This is a genomic window from Acinetobacter pollinis (genome assembly GCF_015627175.1).
In the GTDB taxonomy this organism is placed as follows: Bacteria; Pseudomonadota; Gammaproteobacteria; order Pseudomonadales; family Moraxellaceae; genus Acinetobacter; species Acinetobacter pollinis.
Window position 1 is genome coordinate 15,579 of record NZ_VTDQ01000010.1, and the last position, 15,936, is coordinate 31,514.

The 15,936-nt window shown below is 34.9% G+C and carries 14 protein-coding genes and 1 tRNA gene; 10 read left to right on the plus strand and 5 right to left on the minus strand.

What is annotated here, in order from left to right:
• Positions 1–12 precede the first annotated feature (12 nt).
• Both I2F23_RS05785 and I2F23_RS05790 read right to left on the minus strand, forming a co-directional pair.
• Positions 13–552 (minus strand): KdsC family phosphatase, encoded by a 540-nt coding sequence (locus I2F23_RS05785; RefSeq protein ID WP_195771613.1) that lies wholly within the window; start codon positions 550–552, stop codon positions 13–15.
• 1 nt (position 553) lies between these two features.
• Positions 554–1,546, minus strand: coding sequence for a KpsF/GutQ family sugar-phosphate isomerase (locus tag I2F23_RS05790; RefSeq protein WP_195771614.1), 993 nt, complete (start codon positions 1,544–1,546; stop codon positions 554–556).
• 193 nt (positions 1,547–1,739) lie between these two features.
• Between I2F23_RS05790 and cysS the strand changes: the two genes are divergently transcribed.
• The 3 genes from cysS to I2F23_RS05805 all read left to right on the plus strand — a co-directional run bounded on the left by cysS (position 1,740) and on the right by I2F23_RS05805 (position 4,421).
• Positions 1,740–3,161, plus strand: coding sequence for a cysteine--tRNA ligase (cysS, locus tag I2F23_RS05795; RefSeq protein WP_195771615.1), 1,422 nt, complete (start codon positions 1,740–1,742; stop codon positions 3,159–3,161).
• A gap of 46 nt (positions 3,162–3,207) precedes the next feature.
• Positions 3,208–3,283 (plus strand) — tRNA-Gly (locus tag I2F23_RS05800).
• 253 nt (positions 3,284–3,536) lie between these two features.
• On the plus strand, positions 3,537–4,421 hold the full coding sequence (locus tag I2F23_RS05805) for an amino acid ABC transporter substrate-binding protein (RefSeq protein ID WP_195771616.1): 885 nt from the start codon (positions 3,537–3,539) through the stop codon (positions 4,419–4,421).
• A 64-nt stretch (positions 4,422–4,485) separates the two neighbouring features.
• On the opposite strand, the gene I2F23_RS05810 is transcribed toward I2F23_RS05805, so the two are convergent.
• Together I2F23_RS05810 and I2F23_RS05815 are read right to left on the minus strand one after the other, a co-directional pair.
• The gene (locus tag I2F23_RS05810; protein ID WP_195771617.1) at positions 4,486–5,208 is read right to left on the minus strand and encodes a 4'-phosphopantetheinyl transferase family protein; all 723 of its coding nucleotides are present in this window, start codon (positions 5,206–5,208) and stop codon (positions 4,486–4,488) included.
• Entirely contained in the window at positions 5,195–5,947 is a 753-nt protein-coding gene (locus I2F23_RS05815) for a thioesterase II family protein (RefSeq protein WP_195771618.1), read from the minus strand. Before I2F23_RS05815 ends, I2F23_RS05810 begins: the two co-directional genes overlap by 14 nt.
• 236 nt (positions 5,948–6,183) lie before the next feature.
• On the opposite strand from I2F23_RS05815, the gene I2F23_RS05820 reads away from it, so the two are divergent.
• From I2F23_RS05820 to I2F23_RS05835, 4 genes are read left to right on the plus strand one after another with little or no spacing between them, the layout of a single operon-like run.
• On the plus strand, positions 6,184–8,337 hold the full coding sequence (locus tag I2F23_RS05820) for a TonB-dependent receptor (RefSeq protein WP_195771619.1): 2,154 nt from the start codon (positions 6,184–6,186) through the stop codon (positions 8,335–8,337).
• A 28-nt stretch (positions 8,338–8,365) separates the two neighbouring features.
• Complete coding sequence (locus I2F23_RS05825; protein ID WP_195771620.1) at positions 8,366–9,589, plus strand: MFS transporter; 1,224 nt, start codon at positions 8,366–8,368, stop codon at positions 9,587–9,589.
• Between the two features lie 30 nt (positions 9,590–9,619).
• The gene (locus I2F23_RS05830) at positions 9,620–10,735 is read left to right on the plus strand and encodes a siderophore-interacting protein (RefSeq protein ID WP_213014675.1); all 1,116 of its coding nucleotides are present in this window, start codon (positions 9,620–9,622) and stop codon (positions 10,733–10,735) included.
• Between the two features lie 7 nt (positions 10,736–10,742).
• Entirely contained in the window at positions 10,743–12,089 is a 1,347-nt protein-coding gene (locus tag I2F23_RS05835; RefSeq protein WP_195771621.1) for an MATE family efflux transporter, read from the plus strand.
• A 54-nt stretch (positions 12,090–12,143) separates the two neighbouring features.
• Here I2F23_RS05835 and I2F23_RS05840 read toward each other — a convergent pair whose 3' ends face one another.
• A complete protein-coding gene (locus tag I2F23_RS05840; protein ID WP_195771622.1) occupies positions 12,144–13,070 on the minus strand; it encodes a helix-turn-helix transcriptional regulator in 927 nt (308 codons plus the stop codon).
• A gap of 302 nt (positions 13,071–13,372) precedes the next feature.
• On the opposite strand from I2F23_RS05840, the gene I2F23_RS05845 reads away from it, so the two are divergent.
• Genes I2F23_RS05845 through dhbA form a run of 3 tightly spaced genes read left to right on the plus strand, consistent with a single transcriptional unit; the run spans position 13,373 to position 15,932 of the window.
• Complete coding sequence (locus I2F23_RS05845; protein ID WP_195771623.1) at positions 13,373–14,521, plus strand: isochorismate synthase; 1,149 nt, start codon at positions 13,373–13,375, stop codon at positions 14,519–14,521.
• Positions 14,522–14,539: 18 nt separating this feature from the next.
• Positions 14,540–15,169 (plus strand): isochorismatase family protein, encoded by a 630-nt coding sequence (locus I2F23_RS05850; RefSeq protein ID WP_195771624.1) that lies wholly within the window; start codon positions 14,540–14,542, stop codon positions 15,167–15,169.
• A gap of 16 nt (positions 15,170–15,185) precedes the next feature.
• Entirely contained in the window at positions 15,186–15,932 is a 747-nt protein-coding gene (dhbA, locus tag I2F23_RS05855) for a 2,3-dihydro-2,3-dihydroxybenzoate dehydrogenase (RefSeq protein ID WP_195771625.1), read from the plus strand.
• Positions 15,933–15,936: the final 4 nt, after the last annotated feature.

The window sequence follows — 15,936 nt, forward strand, 5'->3', positions numbered from 1 at the left end:
TCGTTAAGAGCTTTAATGAGATGTTGCTAAATATTTTTTTAGAAGCTGTTCGTAATGACCATTTGCCTCAAGCAATATGTCGCATACTTCCCGTACAGCCCCTCGGCCACCCATGGCCTGTGTGACAAAATCTGCACGTTTACGAACTTCTATATGACCGTTAGGAACGGTTACTTTCATGCCTGCAATTGAGAAAGCGGAAAGGTCAGGCCAATCATCTCCCATATATAAACAGTCTTCAGGGTTTAAAGAAAGTCGTTTACAAGCTTCTTGTAAAGCAGTTCCTTTGTCTTCACGTCCTTGGTAAATGAGATCTACCCCCAAATCGGTCATTCTTTTAGTGACAATCTGGCTTTGACGACCTGTAATAATAATAACCTTTAGACCTGCTTGTTGTACAAGCTTCATTCCAAGTCCATCACGAATATCAAAAGATTTAATTTCATCTCCTGAGTTTGTGAGAGTAACAAAGCCGTCGCTGAGGATACCATCTACATCTAGTACAAGTGCTTGTATATTTTTAGCTTTTTCAAATTGTACTTGCGAAGTCATATTATGCTACTCCCGCGCGAATAAGGTCATGCATACCCAATACACCAATGACTTTATTTGCATCATCTACAACAACAAATTGATTAATTTTTTTTGTATTTAATTGCGTAAGTGCTTCTACAGCACGCTCATTTTCTGAAATTGTTGCAGGGTTTTGAATCATAACTTCAGAGATAGGTAAGTTTACATCAAAACCTTGTTGCTTATCGATTAAGCGACGTAAATCTCCATCTGTGAAAATACCAAGCAGAGTATTGTTTTTGTCAACTACTGTGGTTAATCCCAAGCGTTTTTCTGTAATCTCAAATAAAACCTGTCCCATTTTAGTTTCAGGAGCTACACGTGGAAGATCATTACCAGTATGCATGAGGTGTTTTACATGTAATAGTAAACGTTTACCTAGTGCACCTGCAGGATGAGATCTTGCAAAATCGTCTGAAGTAAAACCACGGGCATCTAATAGAGCAACCGCAAGTGCATCGCCAAGCACAAGCGTTGCTGTTGTGCTTGATGTAGGTGCTAGACCAAGTGGGCATGCTTCTTGTGCATGACCAAGTGTAAGCGCTACATTTGCATTTTGGGGCATAGGACCTTGATTTGTTGCACTAATTGTAATGAGTGGAATTTCTAAGTGTTTAATCAAAGGCATAAGCATCATAATTTCATCACTTTTTCCTGAGTTGGAAATTGCAATGAGAACATCGCCTTTGACGAGCATACCTAGGTCGCCATGACCTGCTTCACCTGGGTGCATAAAGAATGAAGGTGTACCTGTAGAAGCAAACGTTGCTGCCATTTTTCTGCCAATATGTCCAGATTTCCCCATGCCTGTAACGACCAAACGGCCTTTACATTCAAGAATAATTTGGCAGGCGTGAACAAAGCGATCGTCAATTTCATTGGCAAGAATGTCGAGTGTTTGTTGTTCTATTTTTAGCGTTTCTAACGCAACCTTTTTAAAATCAACTTCGTTGGGTAGATTTGGAAAATTCAAAGCAGATTACCTTATGCAACAACGGGTATGTGGATATACCAAAAAATCATGTGCATAGTATCATATAACAAACAAATACATGTTTTTAAATGTATATCTTTTCACAAACTTATCATTTTTATTGTATAAGCCTTTGTGAAAAACAGCGGATCAGTTATGATGGAATATCTTTCGTTTAAACAAATTAAGATCTATGCAACCATTTGTTTTATATAACTCAGAGCAACGTAAAAAAGTTGAATTTGTCCCACGTAAAGATGGCCATATTGATATTTATGTCTGTGGTATGACAGTTTATGACTACTGTCATATAGGGCATGCTCGTACAGTGGTTGCATTTGACTACATTATTCGCTTTCTACGTAGCCAAGGTTGGAAAGTCCAATATATTCGTAATATTACAGACATTGATGACAAAATTATCCAACGTGCTAATGAGCGTGGAGAAAGTATTGGTGAGTTAACCAACAAGTTTATTGATGCAATGAATGAAGACTTTGCTGCATTAGGCTGTGTGCCACCAGACCAATCGCCAAAAGCAACTGATTATATTGATGAAATGCAAAATATGATTGGTACACTTGTGAACAATGGTACGGCTTATGCTGCAAATAATGGCGACGTATATTTTGAAGTAGATAAGTTTAAGCGTTATGGCCGATTATCGGGTCGTAAGCTTGAAGATATGCAAGCGGGTGCAAGTGACCGTGTAGATGTTGAAGTAGAGAAAAAGCATCCATTTGATTTTGTACTGTGGAAACATGCGAAGCCAAGTGAACCATTTTGGAATTCTCCATGGGGTAACGGGCGCCCAGGTTGGCATATTGAATGCTCAGCAATGTCTACATGCTGCTTAGGAAATCATTTCGATATTCATGGTGGAGGCGGTGATTTACCATTTCCACACCACGAAAATGAAATTGCACAAAGCGAAGCTGCAACAGGCGAGCAATATGTAAACTATTGGATGCATGTTGGGTTTGTTAATGTTGATGGCGAGAAGATGTCGAAGTCTTTAGGAAACTTTTTCACAATTCGTGATGTGATAAAGAAGTTTCATCCTGAAGTGATTCGTTATTTTATTATGTCTTCACATTATCGTAGTCCAATTAATTTTTCGGATACTGCACTAAAAGAGTCGAAGGCTGCACTGACACGGTTTTACAATGCTTTTAAAGTATTTGAACAACGCTATGGTATGGCGGTCTCTGAGTCTGTAGAGCAAACTTATATTGACCGCTTTAATCAGGTCATGAGAGATGACTTTAATACAGCTGAAGCACTTGCTGTTATCTTTGAAGTATCTCGTGAATTAAATCGTGCAGTGAAAGAAGAGGCTGAAAACGAGGCTCGTCGTTATCATGCTACGCTAAGATATTTAGTGGATATTCTCGGTCTAGTCCAACATTCTGTTGATGATTTCTTGAAGTCTGATATTGGTCAAACAGCACTTGAACTATCTGATGCTGAAATTGAAGAGCTCATTTCACAACGTGTAGATGCAAAAAAATTGAAAGATTTTGCAAAAGCAGATGAAGTTCGTCAGCATTTATTGGATAAAGGTATTGTATTAGAGGATACACGTCAGGGCACAGTATGGCGTAGAGCAGATTAAAAAATCCTTGACAAAGGTTTTTTAACTCCTATAATATTTCTTCATTGCGGGAATAGCTCAGTTGGTAGAGCATAACCTTGCCAAGGTTGGGGTCGCGAGTTCGAGTCTCGTTTCCCGCTCCAAAATTCTAAAAGCCTCAAGATTTATCTTGAGGCTTTTTTTATGTAATAAAACTTACTCTTTTCCGATTAAAAGATTAAATTGTCTTGACTATGAAAGGCTTATCTTAAGTATTAAACTTTATCTTTTAAAATAAAAAAATAGTTCTCTAAAAATAGTTCTTTTTAAGTTCCATTTCACATATTAATTTAGTATATTAACTCAAAATTTTAAAATAGAAATTTGATTTTTTATATCTTACTTTAGGGGAAAAACATGAGACTTTTATTGCTTACAACAGCAATTTTAACAGCCTTAACCGCAACACAAGTAAATGCAGAAAGTACTTTAGACCGTATAAAAACATCTGGAAAGATAACGATTGGTTATAGAGAAAATGCAGAACCTATTTCTTATACCGTTGATGGCAAAGCAATGGGTTATGCGATTGATGTTTGTAGTAATGTTGCAAATGAAATTAAGAAAACACTTAATAATCCAAATATTAAAGTCGAATATAAAATTGAACACCCAATGATTCGTATCCCTGATCTAATTACAGGTGCAATCGACTTAGAATGTGGAACCAGTACACATATCAAACAAAGAGATGAAGTTGTAGATTTCTCAACAACTTATTTTATTACAGATGTTGGCGTAGCAGTTAAAAAAAGCTCCAAGATTAATCACTTGAATGAGTTGAAGGGTCGTCCTATCGTGCTAACGAAGGGAACGACATCTGAAAAGTTTATGACATCTTTAAGACGCAATGATGAATTAGATTTTAAAGCAGTGTATGGTTCTGATAATAAAGAATCGGCAGAATTACTTGCATCAGATAGAATGGTTGGATGGGCAATGGATGAAGTGTCATTAACGACCTTTATTGCGAAATCTAAAAACCCAAGCGATTATAAAATTATTGATGGTGGGCTTTCAAAAGAACCATATGGCATTATGATGGCAAAAGATAGTCCTAAGCTCAAAGCAATTGCTGACCATGTCATTACAAATATGTGGCATTCAGGTGAAATGAGTAAGCTCTATAAGAAATGGTTCCAATCTCCTATTCCACCAAGCAATATAAACTTAAATGTTCAGCCAAGTGCTTCTTTCAAAGATCTTGAAAAGAATCCGACAGACAAAGGGATTGATTTATAATAAAATTATTTTAATTTTATGACTTCAATTGTAAAAAAGCTTCATTAAGAATGAAGCTTTTTTATTAAGTCACCATACAATAGGTAATAATTTCTAAACTTAAGATAAGATAGTGTACTTCTACTTTTATTATTAGATTTGACAAATTAATCTCAAAGTAAAGCTTCTTATTTTCCTTACAATAATCCATAAGCTGAATTTCAAGAAAGTTTAAAATTTTACCGTATTTGCTATATACCGCTTTGATGATACTTTCTTTTGCCGAAAAAATGATTAAATATAATAAAGAACTTATAGGGGAAAACACTTCAATATTTTTAATTTCTAAGCTATTCAAAAACTGATTTATCATATTTGGCTGTTGGTTGAATAAGAGTTGATTCTTTTTAAACTCAATATCTATGCCAACATGTTGATTAATGATGTTAATCGTTGCAATTGCACTGCCAAAAAAACTATTGTCGATAGTATGACTCAAACTACCATGTAACGGTTCTGGCCAAATAGGTGCACCTAATTTGTCATTTACTAAATTAAAGTATTTAATTCCTTGAGCATTCAAAGCAGATTTAAGTGCTAGACGCCCTATCAAAAATTCAAGTTTTCTTTTTTTAGCTGCTTGAATAATTCTATTTGGTATTTGAATTGCATAATATTGATATAGCTCTTCTATATTTTGATTATCATAACCTTCTATAGATACTTTATGTAATGATAAAGTATTAGATAAAATGACCTCTTTTCTTAAGTTGTGGTGTTTTATCTGTTTTGAATTATCTGTGATCATTTTTTATTAATTTAAAAATCTGTGTTGAAATAATGCTCAAAGATTCTTTTAAAATATCTTCATCTAGAAAATAAAAATGATCACCTTCTACAGCATAGGCATCTAGCCATTGAGATGTATAATTTTTCCAGTCTGTCATCATATGATGTTGTGAAATAAAAGGATCTTCTTTTCCATAAATACACATGACAGGTTTATTTGTAAGTAATGGCTGATCATTTAGCATAGCATCACTGAGTTTAAAATCGTTTTTTAAGATGTTGATAAAAAAATTCAGTGCATCTTTATTGTTTAGAATTTCTGAAGGAAAGTTATTATAAGATTTTACTTCTTCAAGAAGTTGATGGTCAGTCAGGTTGCTTTTTTTATGCATGTTTTTTAGATGAGAGGGTGCAGGCCGCCCACTTACAATGAGCATTGTGAGTTTTTGATAGAGTGCTGTATTTTTCCTTAATTGTTCTTCTATTCGCCATAAGACAGAACCACCGACACTATGCCCAAATATCGCATACGGTTTATTTGTATATTTCTCAATTTCACTGATCAGGTGCGTAGCAATGACAGTAGGATCATAGCTGAGAGGAAATTTAATGTTTTTACCATGTCCCAGATAATCTAAAGGTATGATATTTATTTTTTGATGGCTGTATTCCTTCCAGCGAAAGTAGATAGATGAACTACTTCCAGCAGGCGGTAAGCAGAAAATATTAAAATCATCACAATATTTATTTATTTCCATAAATTATTCACTATTTTTATAACATTGGTATCTTGGTTTATATATTCCTTATATTATATCTTAATCCATGATTTTTAGTTAATAATTCTTATTCTCATTTATTTTTTTACTTAAATCTAATTTTTTCAATGACTTTTCTAATTTTATAAATTTATTTCCAATATTTTCTATAAGTTGATAATGATTATTAGTAAGCTTATGTAAATTTTTATGCTTGAACAGTTACAAGGCTCAAAATGAATAACGTATTAGGTTTTAAACTTTCGGTATTAGGGATAAGTATTACATGTGTGATGCTATCTCAAATAGTACAAGCATCAACAGAAGTAAGTGATAACTATCAAGTTTTACCGGCAATTAATCTTGAAGCAACAAAAAATACAACAGATACAATTTCAGCGGGTCAAGTCAGTCGAAAAAGTCAAATTGGCATCTTGGGAAATAAAGATGCTATGGATACACCGTTTAGTACAGCAAGTTATACAGCAAAGTACATAGAGGATCATCAAGCAAAAAGTGTTGCAGAAGCATTGGCAAGTGAACCTTCTGTGCGTAACTATTTTGGTGCAAATGGCCTAGGAGAATACTTTAATATTCGCGGTTTAAATGTAACGACTGAAGAGTTTGCATGGAATGGCTTATATGGTTTAAGCCCACATAATCGTACGCCAACTGAGTTTTTAGAGCGTGTAGAGGTCTTACGTGGAACAAGTGCCATGCTTTATGGTATGTCCCTTGGTGGAAGTGTAGGGGGTACGATAAATCTGGTACCTAAACGCGCAACAGATGAGCCTATTACACGTTTGACAACAAGTTATACATCAAAATCTAATGTTGATGCGCATTTAGATGTTGGGCGTCGATTTGGTGAAGGTAATAAGTTTGGTATCCGTGTAAATGCAGTTAAAGGCCATGGAGATACGACGCTTAAGGGGCAAACTGAAGATCGAACACTCGGATCAATTGCTTTGGATTATCGTGGTGAAAAATTACGAACGTCACTAGATGCCTATTATATTAAAGAAAAGTATGAGGGTGGTATGCCATTAATGGCATACTTTAGAACATCATCTATTTTGACAGCACCTAAGGCCTCTACAAATATTATGCAGGGTGCATATGCAACCAGTGAAACCAAAGCAGTTATAGGACATGCAGAGTATGACTTCATACCGAATTGGACTGTATATGCAAGTGGAGGTACCAAAGAGCAAGAGTCGCATGGTGCAATTGCAAATAATGCGCTGTGTATAGTAACGAGTACAGATGGGAGTTGTACCGCAAATGGACGTAATATCACGAACATTACGCATACAAGTTCAGGTGAGTTAGGTGTACGTGGGCAGTTCAAAACTGGTGTTGTTGATCATAATCTTGTATTAAGCGGAAATGTTGAAAAACAAGATACCGATTCTGGATATAGTACTGTTTCTTGGAAATCTAATATTTATTCGCCAGTCAGTAATACTTTATTTGCAAGTGACCCAACGTTTGTACCAAGAACAAAAGAAGTGACGCTTTCAGGTATTGCTCTTGCTGATAATCTATCTTTCGTAGATGGAAAGTATCAGCTAATGTTAGGCGCACGATTCCAAAATGTAAATACGCATAGTTGGACAAATAGCGGTACCGCAATTACAGGAAGCGCATCTTATAAGAAAAGTGCAGTTACACCTGCTGTAGGATTTGTAGTTAAACCTTGGAATAATTCAATTTCCCTTTATGGCAATTATATTGAGGGCCTTAGTCAAGGCGACCAAGTTACTGCAACAACAGCATCAAATTATGGTCAAGTGTTCGCACCGTATAAAACTAAGCAATATGAGCTTGGTACAAAATGGGAAAATGGGACATTTAGAAATACATTAAGTATTTATCAAATCGATAAACCAAGCATGATTTATGACAAATCAACCAATAGCTATAATGCTGATGGTGAGCAACGAAATCGTGGTATTGAGTGGACGACTGCAGGAAATATAACAAAAGATGTGCGTCTTTTAGGTGGTGTGACTTATATAGATGCAATTACAACCAAGACATCATCTGGAACATATAATGGAAACAGAGCTTACGGCGTTCCTCATTGGCAGTCTAACCTTGGTTTAGAGTGGGATGTTCCTCAGTTAGAGGGATTAACACTTATGACAAATACAATTTATACCGGTAGTGAATATGTAGATACAGCCAATACGCAAAAAATTCCAAGTTGGTTCCGTTGGGATTTAGGTGCACGCTATAACACGTCTATTGCAGGATATAAAACTACCTTTATGGGTAGTGTTGAAAATGTAATGAATAAGAACTATTGGACAGGCGTCTATGCTGGCTATTACGTAGGTGAAGGTGCACCACGTACACTCAAACTTTCTATGTCATTTAATTTCTAATAAACGCTTAAAATATGGAATGTTGTGTATGAATGATAATAAAAAACCGTGGCCACTATTAATTAGTGTGTATACCACACAATATATTGGTATTGCTTTTATTATTTCTGCAGCATTTGCGATTTTAAGGCAAAGTGGTATTGCACTGGATAAATTAGCTTTAATTAACTTAGTTGCATTACCACTGTTAGGAAAGGTGCTGTATGCGCCCTTGGTAGATAGTTTTCGGCTTTATTTCCAAGGGCAATATCGCTCTTGGTTGCTTACCGCACAATCGATGATGACGCTATTATTATTTATTTGTGGATTTTTAGATATACAGCATCATTTTTCTACCATTTTAATATTGTTTATTATTTATACTTTTTTTATGAGTGTGCAGGATGTTGCAGTCGATGCACTTGCATGTAAGATTTTTATTGCGTCTGAACGACAGTTTGCTAATAGTATTCAGTACTCAAGCAACTTAATGGGAAATATTATTGGTGGTGGGATATTACTTATTTTATATCCATGGTTGCAGTGGAAAGGGGCACTATGGATTTTAGCAATTTTGACAGCAGTATCAAATGTACAAATTGCACTTTATCGTGAGCCTGAAAGCGATTATAAAAATCCACATAAAAAAGCTTCTGGACAGTTTAAGAGCTTAGTTCAACAAATTCGAGTTTTTGTAAAACAACATAGAACATGGTTTTTTCTGTTGTTCATTTATCCAATTGGTTTTACCGCCGTTTTTGGCATGCTAAACCCTTTATTGGTTGATGCTAAATGGTCACTTATGGACATTGGTTTTGCAACAAAAATATTTGGTTCGATTGTTGGTGTTTTTTCAGCATTTTTGGCTAGTTTTCTAATTAATAAATTACGCCGTAAATTTGCCTTGCTCACATTAACTTTGCTGCAGGGAGCTGCACTGCTGTTATTTGTTCCGATCACTTTGGGATATACACAAAAGTGGATAGTTTATACAGCAATCTTTGCCTATTTCATTGCAAATCCCGGATTAATGTCTGCATTGTCTACGTTAATTATGGATAGAGCATCTTTAATGCCTGCTAAAGCTACTTTCTTTAGCTTACAGTTTAGTCTTGTGGTGTTTATGGGATTTGCTTATTCAGCCATAGGCTTGGCCCTTGCACAGCATATTGGGTATACAACTGTTGTCATACTCACATTTATTTGTGCACTCATTGTGACGACACTGACATGGAAGCTATTGCCAGATCATACCGAAGGGTCACAGACCTAATCTAAAAATTTGGAAAGATGAAGATTAAATATGATTAAAAAGTATACCCCTATTCAGGAGAAAGACCGTAAGCTCGATATTGTTGATCATGTCAATCAGGATCATACGAAAGAACTACGTATGATTGCTCAGAGCTATGGAAAAAATATGCATATCGATCATGCATATATTGTTGATATTTTTGAAGAGGGCATTTTACTTAAGGTACACGATTCCGAGTTAAAAAAATACGCTGAATTATTCGTTGCGTTTGAATTAAATGGCGATCTTGAGGAACAAATTTTATATTTGGCCTATAACTCATTTGTTAAGCAAAAAATTGAATTTAGTAATAATACCAAACAGTATTTTGAAGTCACTCAGAAGTCGCAAATCACTAAAAATATCACACGCTTAACCATTAAAAGTCAATTGCCTTTGCCTCATGACTATGCAGGTTATGCTTATGGTCTAGTATTGAAAGTTTTAGAGAAATCTCAGCCTCTAAAAGTGAAATCATCAAATAAGAGTGGTTTGATAAAAAATACTTTTGATCGAGGATTTTTATGGGTAATGAAACATCTATCGAGTCAAAAAAGACAAAAGCTATTAGAGACGATGAATAAAGATGTTCGTTTATATACGTTGCGAAAATCTTTTAGTCAGAGTGATGATACAGTATTGAATTATGGTTATATTGATATTTTTACGCATGGCAATAGCGCTGGCAGTGAATGGGTCAAACAACTAGATTCTGGCTCTATGATTTCGAGCCGAACTGAAACAGACGATAAACATACACATTTACACGACGGTCGTGCTGTATTAATTGCAGACGAAACAGCTTATCCCGCTCTCGCAGGTATTTTAGAGTTTTGGAAAAATGAATACCCACCGACAGTGATTTTATTGTGTGCCGATGAGGCAGATCTTGACTATTTTAACAACTTTTCTTTTCCACGAAATACTGTATTAAAGCACGTTCATGGTGATGTGATATATCAAGCACAGCAAGTCATTCAAGTATTGGAAGAAGTTGAACATATAGAAAATGTTTGGGGTGCTTTAGAAAATAATGCAGCCAAAAGAGTAAGACATTATTTACGTAATCAGAGACAGCTTCTTGGAAAAAATAACCATATTAAAGGATACTGGCGTTTACAGTAAATATAAAATGAAAGTATTAGATCATATTTCTCTTCCTATTTTAAAATTGGCATTACCCCTAATCTTAATCCAGCTTTGTCAGGCTTCTCTTGGACTTATTAATACGCTTGTTGCAGGGAAATTTAATTATCAAGATTTAGCAGCGATTGGATTGGGTAGTAGTATTTGGACACCAGTATTTATTTTATTTACAGGTATTTTATATGTACTTGTACCTAAGACCTCAATGTTGCAACAGAATAATGAGCACTCCAAAATTCAGTATTTGTTTCAGCAGGGTAAAAATATATCGCTTCTCTTATCTATATTTGGCTTTGTAATTGTTCATATTTTGGCATTTTTATGCCCAGTGATAATTTCAGATCATTATGTTGCGCACATTACACAAAATTATCTTCATTGTGTTGCTTTTGCTATGCCTGGATTGGTTTATATGACGCTTTACCGTTTTATGAGTGAGGGAAGTAGCCAATTAAAACCAATCATGCTTACATTTATTGTTTTACTTTTATCTGATGCAATTTTGAGTTATTTATTGGTAAATGGTATTGGTAATTTACCACCACTTGGTGGTGCAGGAACAGGTTTAGCGAATGTTTTTAGTGCGTATATTGCATGTTTTGTTATGCGATATTTGGTTAGAAAAGCTGTACCCGCAATAAAAAGAGATCATCATCAAGTCGTCAGTACTTCTGAAAGTTTACAAATTTTAAAGCAAGGATTACCTATAGGGGTAACACTCGTTTTACAAATTTTAGCTTTATCTACTTTAGCATTTTTTGCATCTGAATTAGGTACACGAACAATTGCAGCTCATCAAATTTTGATTAATATTGCAATGGTGATTATTATGATTCCTGTTGCTATTAGTAGTGCCACAACGATTCGCATAGCAACATTTTCAGCACAAAGGAATCAGAAGGGTAAACAACTGACAGGGCTTACGGTTGCTGTAATCACATTATGCTATGGCATGTTTATGGCACTTATACTCATATTATGTGGAGGTCAAATTACCGCACTCTTTTCGCAAGATGAACAGGTGATTGTATTGGCCACGGGACTCATTCATTATGTTGCAATTTTCTTAATCTTTGATGCATTACAAACTGTGGCAGCAGGCGTACTTCGTGGTTTACAGCAGTTTATGCAACCACTTGCCGTCATTCTATTTTGTTATTGGATTATCATTATTCCATTGAGCTATTTTATGGGTGTCAAAGGATGGTTACAGATCACTGCTAATGTGGATATTATTTGGCAAATTCTTGCATGTGGTATGTGTTTAGCTGCATTGGCAATGATTATACAAAGCTATAGGAAGGTACAAAGTAGTCATCTAGTTTCAGAGTAGGAGACTGATACGCAAGATGCTTTTTAAAAAGCATCTTGTTTTTACTTCAAAGATTTAAGGCTGATAGCCATAATATTCTTCATAGATACGTTTAAAATATTGAGAACTGCTATAACCAATTTTATTGGTTACACTTTCTATAGAAGCACCTTCTTTTAAGAGGATCTGTGCATATTTCATACGTATATTTAGTAAGTAATTTCCAATAGTATGACCTGTAGTTTCCTTAAATAAGCGTTTTAGATAGCACTCATTCATACCTACCTGTTTCGATAAATAGCGTATGGTAATTTTTTCTTCGAAATTTGTTTCTAAAATTTGGATTGCTTTTTTTATAGGCGGAGAAATTTTATCTTCTTTATTATTTTTTTGTAGTAATAAGCTCATCAGCTCAAGTGTTGCACCTTCTAAATGCAATAAATCTAACATCGTTTTTGCTGTGGGTAGATTAAGCAGATATTGTGCATGATGTAGTACATCTTTATGCGGAATATCTATTGCTTTTATTTCAGGGGTATCGTTGTCTAAAAAAAAATGAATAAGAGGGTTGTCTGACTTGGAGGGTTCCAAAGTTGTTAACAGACGTTCATCAAAATCTAAAGTGATGAGCGACATTTGTTTTTTTTCTTGTAAATAAATCGTTTGTGAACCGAGTACGCCTTTTCTTAAAATTAAAGTAGGGGATTCAAAAATATATTCCTGATTAATCTGATTATTTTTAAGCTTATGTGTTCCAGAAAGTAATAGTGTGATACCTAACGAAAACATTTTTCTGTTGCCATTCAGTTGAATGGGATGGTCTAACCAGTAGCGACCTTTACCAACGCATAAACGTTCAAAATCATAAATTTCTGTATATCCCTGACCATCTGCTGGATTAAAGATATTCAAGTGATGATTAGGTAGCTTAGAACCTGTTTCTAAATATAAATCTCCTGCATCCTTCAAAATTGCTTTATGAATATCGATAAATTTAGACATCGTTGTCATCTACTATTATAAGCTTTTAATGATAATGATTTTTATTTAAGTTGCACTAAATTGTCAATCTTAAAATTGTGCTATGGCTAAAAAAATCTTTAGATATCATATATGTAAAAAATATATTGTATGTATAAAGTACGATTGAAAATAAATTTAAAATATTAAAAAACAATTACTTTCCTCTATGTTTATAAAATACTCCCTTTTTTTTCTATTAAATGAGAATGGTTATTATTACAATTCGAGAAATTGGTGATCTCCCACCAAAATTATACCTTTAAATTTAGAAAGGACGTTTTATGCAAAGCATCGATACAGAAAATGATGAGCTCTTTGACAATAAAACTGCTTGTTTTTTCACAAAAGAATATCATTTGGTCGCTAATGATTTATTTGAAACGCTATCTTTACCAGCAAAAAATCTTGATCAATTACAGCAACAAATTACACAATCTTTTAATACGTTAAAGCACGAATCAGGGGCTAAGCCTATCCTGATTGGTGCAATTCCTTTTGATACCAGTCAACCATCATCTTTAAATATTTATCGTCAACATACAAAGAATACTGCACGGTTTGATACCGAAATTGCAAAGCTGAAGCCTTTAGAAGTAAGAAATAAAAAACAGGTTGTTGAGTATAGTTACTTTACTAAAATGATTGAAACGGCACTAAATCATTTTTCACAGCAACGTCTGGATAAAATTGTAATTTCTCAAGTAGCAGATTTTGAGTTATTAAATCAGAAAAAAGCAACAGATTTAGCAATGACACTCTCTGTTCAAAATCCATTTGCATATAGTTTCGTTGTTCCTGTCGATCAGGGGCGTTATTTATTTGGTGCAAGCCCTGAGTTACTGCTTGCAAAAGAGAATTTAAATGTTCGTAGCAATCCTTTAGCGGGTTCTAGACCCCGTAGTGAAGATAAAGAAGTCAATGAGTGTTTAGAAGAAGAGCTTAGAAATTCAGATAAAGATTTATATGAACATAAAATTGTTGTCGACAGCATTTTAAAAAATTTGACACCGTGGTGTCATCAACTGAATTATTCAAAACAACCTGAAATTTTAAAAACACCAACCATGCTGCATTTATCTTCTGTTTTTCAAGGAACTTTGAAAAATAATCAGAATCAAAATGATGCACTTAGTATTGCCTTAGCACTTCACCCAACACCTGCTATATGTGGTTCACCAACGCATCTTGCAAAGGATTTTATCTTGGCGCATGAAGGTTACGACCGTGAATATTACGCAGGTCTTGTGGGGTGGATGGATGCTGAGGGAAATGGTGAATGGGTAGTAACCATTCGCTGTGGTCTACTAAATAAAAGCAGTATCCGTTTATATGCAGGTGCAGGAATTGTTGCTGGTTCAGATGCAGACCTAGAGTGGAATGAAACTGAAGCGAAAATGCAAACAATGCTAAATACGCTAAGTGGCAATTAATATTTTAGGAAAATTATTATGACGATTAAAAAAATTAGTAATTATCATCTTCCATTAAAACAAGACTATGCTGAAGCTAAAGTAAATTGGGTGGTAGATAAAAAGCGAGCAGCTTTATTAATACATGATATGCAAGATTATTTTGTAGATTTTTATGGTCATGACTCCTCGTTAATTGAAATAGTCATTCATCATATTAGTCAGCTTAAAGCATGGTGTGTACAAAATGACATTCCCGTATATTACACAGCACAGCCTGCTATACAAGATGAAAAAGATCGCGCGTTATTAAACGATATGTGGGGCGCAGGATTAACGGCATTTCCAGAAAAAGCAGAAATTGTGAAAGCATTGGTACCAACCAAGCATGATGTTGTACTTACTAAATGGCGGTATAGTGCATATTTTAGATCTGATTTGAAACAAAGACTTGAAGAACAAGGGCGTGACCAACTAATTATATGTGGTGTATATGCGCATATAGGTGTTTTACAAACTGCTGCCGAATCATTTATGCATGGTATACAACCATTTGTTGTTTCAGATGCAGTTGCCGACTTTAGCCTAAAAGATCATATTTTTGCTTTGGACTATGTTCAGCGCAATTTAGGCGTAGTGAATCAAGCTCATCAACTTATTCGTTCTTAAAAAGAGGACGAAGCACATGAAAAAACAAAAAACCGCATGGGTTACTGGTGTTAATCAGGGTATTGGTGCAGCAGTAATGCAGCAATTACACGAAAGAAATATTCATGTAGTAGGGTTTGATCTTTCTACGGAACATGTTCCATCTATATATAAGTCACACGTTCATTGTTGTGATATTAGTGACGCATCACAAGTCGACACACTTTGCCAGCGTTTATTAGAAGTTGAACCACCAGATTATTTTATTCATGTTGCAGGCGTGCTTTATCTTTCTGAACATGAAAATTTGTCTATTGATGATTGGTTAAAGACTTTTGCAGTAAATGTTTATGCACCATTTTATTTTCTTAGATTTTTAACACCTTATTTTAAGAAAAAAAGAGCTGGCTCAATGGTTATGGTGTCATCTAATGCCGCTCATGTACCTAGAATAAATATGGCTGCTTATGGTGCTTCTAAAGCTGCACTAACGAGTTTTAGCAAAACGGTAGCATTAGAAATGGCTGAGTACGGTGTGCGTGTCAATATTGTTTCACCAGGGTCAACAGCTACACCGATGCAATATCAGCTTTGGAAAGATAGTTCAGGTGAAAAAGTAACAATTCAGGGCAATTTGAAAAATTATAAGGTTGGAATTCCATTAAAGAAAATTGCAAAACCAGAAGAAGTTGCAAACGCTATTTTATTTTTTATAAGTGATCAGGCAACACATATTACGATGCACGATTTAGTCGTTGACGGTGGTGCAACCTTAGGTCAATAGCCTA

Coding starts and splice junctions, on each gene's coding strand:
- I2F23_RS05810 (WP_195771617.1), bottom strand. CDS start 5,208: ATGATCACAGATAATTCAAAACAGATAAAACACCACAACTTAAGAAAA.
- I2F23_RS05835 (WP_195771621.1), top strand. CDS start 10,743: ATGAAAGTATTAGATCATATTTCTCTTCCTATTTTAAAATTGGCATTA.
- cysS (WP_195771615.1), top strand. CDS start 1,740: ATGCAACCATTTGTTTTATATAACTCAGAGCAACGTAAAAAAGTTGAA.
- I2F23_RS05820 (WP_195771619.1), top strand. CDS start 6,184: ATGAATAACGTATTAGGTTTTAAACTTTCGGTATTAGGGATAAGTATT.
- I2F23_RS05815 (WP_195771618.1), bottom strand. CDS start 5,947: ATGGAAATAAATAAATATTGTGATGATTTTAATATTTTCTGCTTACCG.
- I2F23_RS05845 (WP_195771623.1), top strand. CDS start 13,373: ATGCAAAGCATCGATACAGAAAATGATGAGCTCTTTGACAATAAAACT.
- I2F23_RS05840 (WP_195771622.1), bottom strand. CDS start 13,070: ATGTCTAAATTTATCGATATTCATAAAGCAATTTTGAAGGATGCAGGA.
- I2F23_RS05850 (WP_195771624.1), top strand. CDS start 14,540: ATGACGATTAAAAAAATTAGTAATTATCATCTTCCATTAAAACAAGAC.
- I2F23_RS05825 (WP_195771620.1), top strand. CDS start 8,366: ATGAATGATAATAAAAAACCGTGGCCACTATTAATTAGTGTGTATACC.
- I2F23_RS05785 (WP_195771613.1), bottom strand. CDS start 552: ATGACTTCGCAAGTACAATTTGAAAAAGCTAAAAATATACAAGCACTT.
- dhbA (WP_195771625.1), top strand. CDS start 15,186: ATGAAAAAACAAAAAACCGCATGGGTTACTGGTGTTAATCAGGGTATT.
- I2F23_RS05830 (WP_213014675.1), top strand. CDS start 9,620: ATGATTAAAAAGTATACCCCTATTCAGGAGAAAGACCGTAAGCTCGAT.
- I2F23_RS05805 (WP_195771616.1), top strand. CDS start 3,537: ATGAGACTTTTATTGCTTACAACAGCAATTTTAACAGCCTTAACCGCA.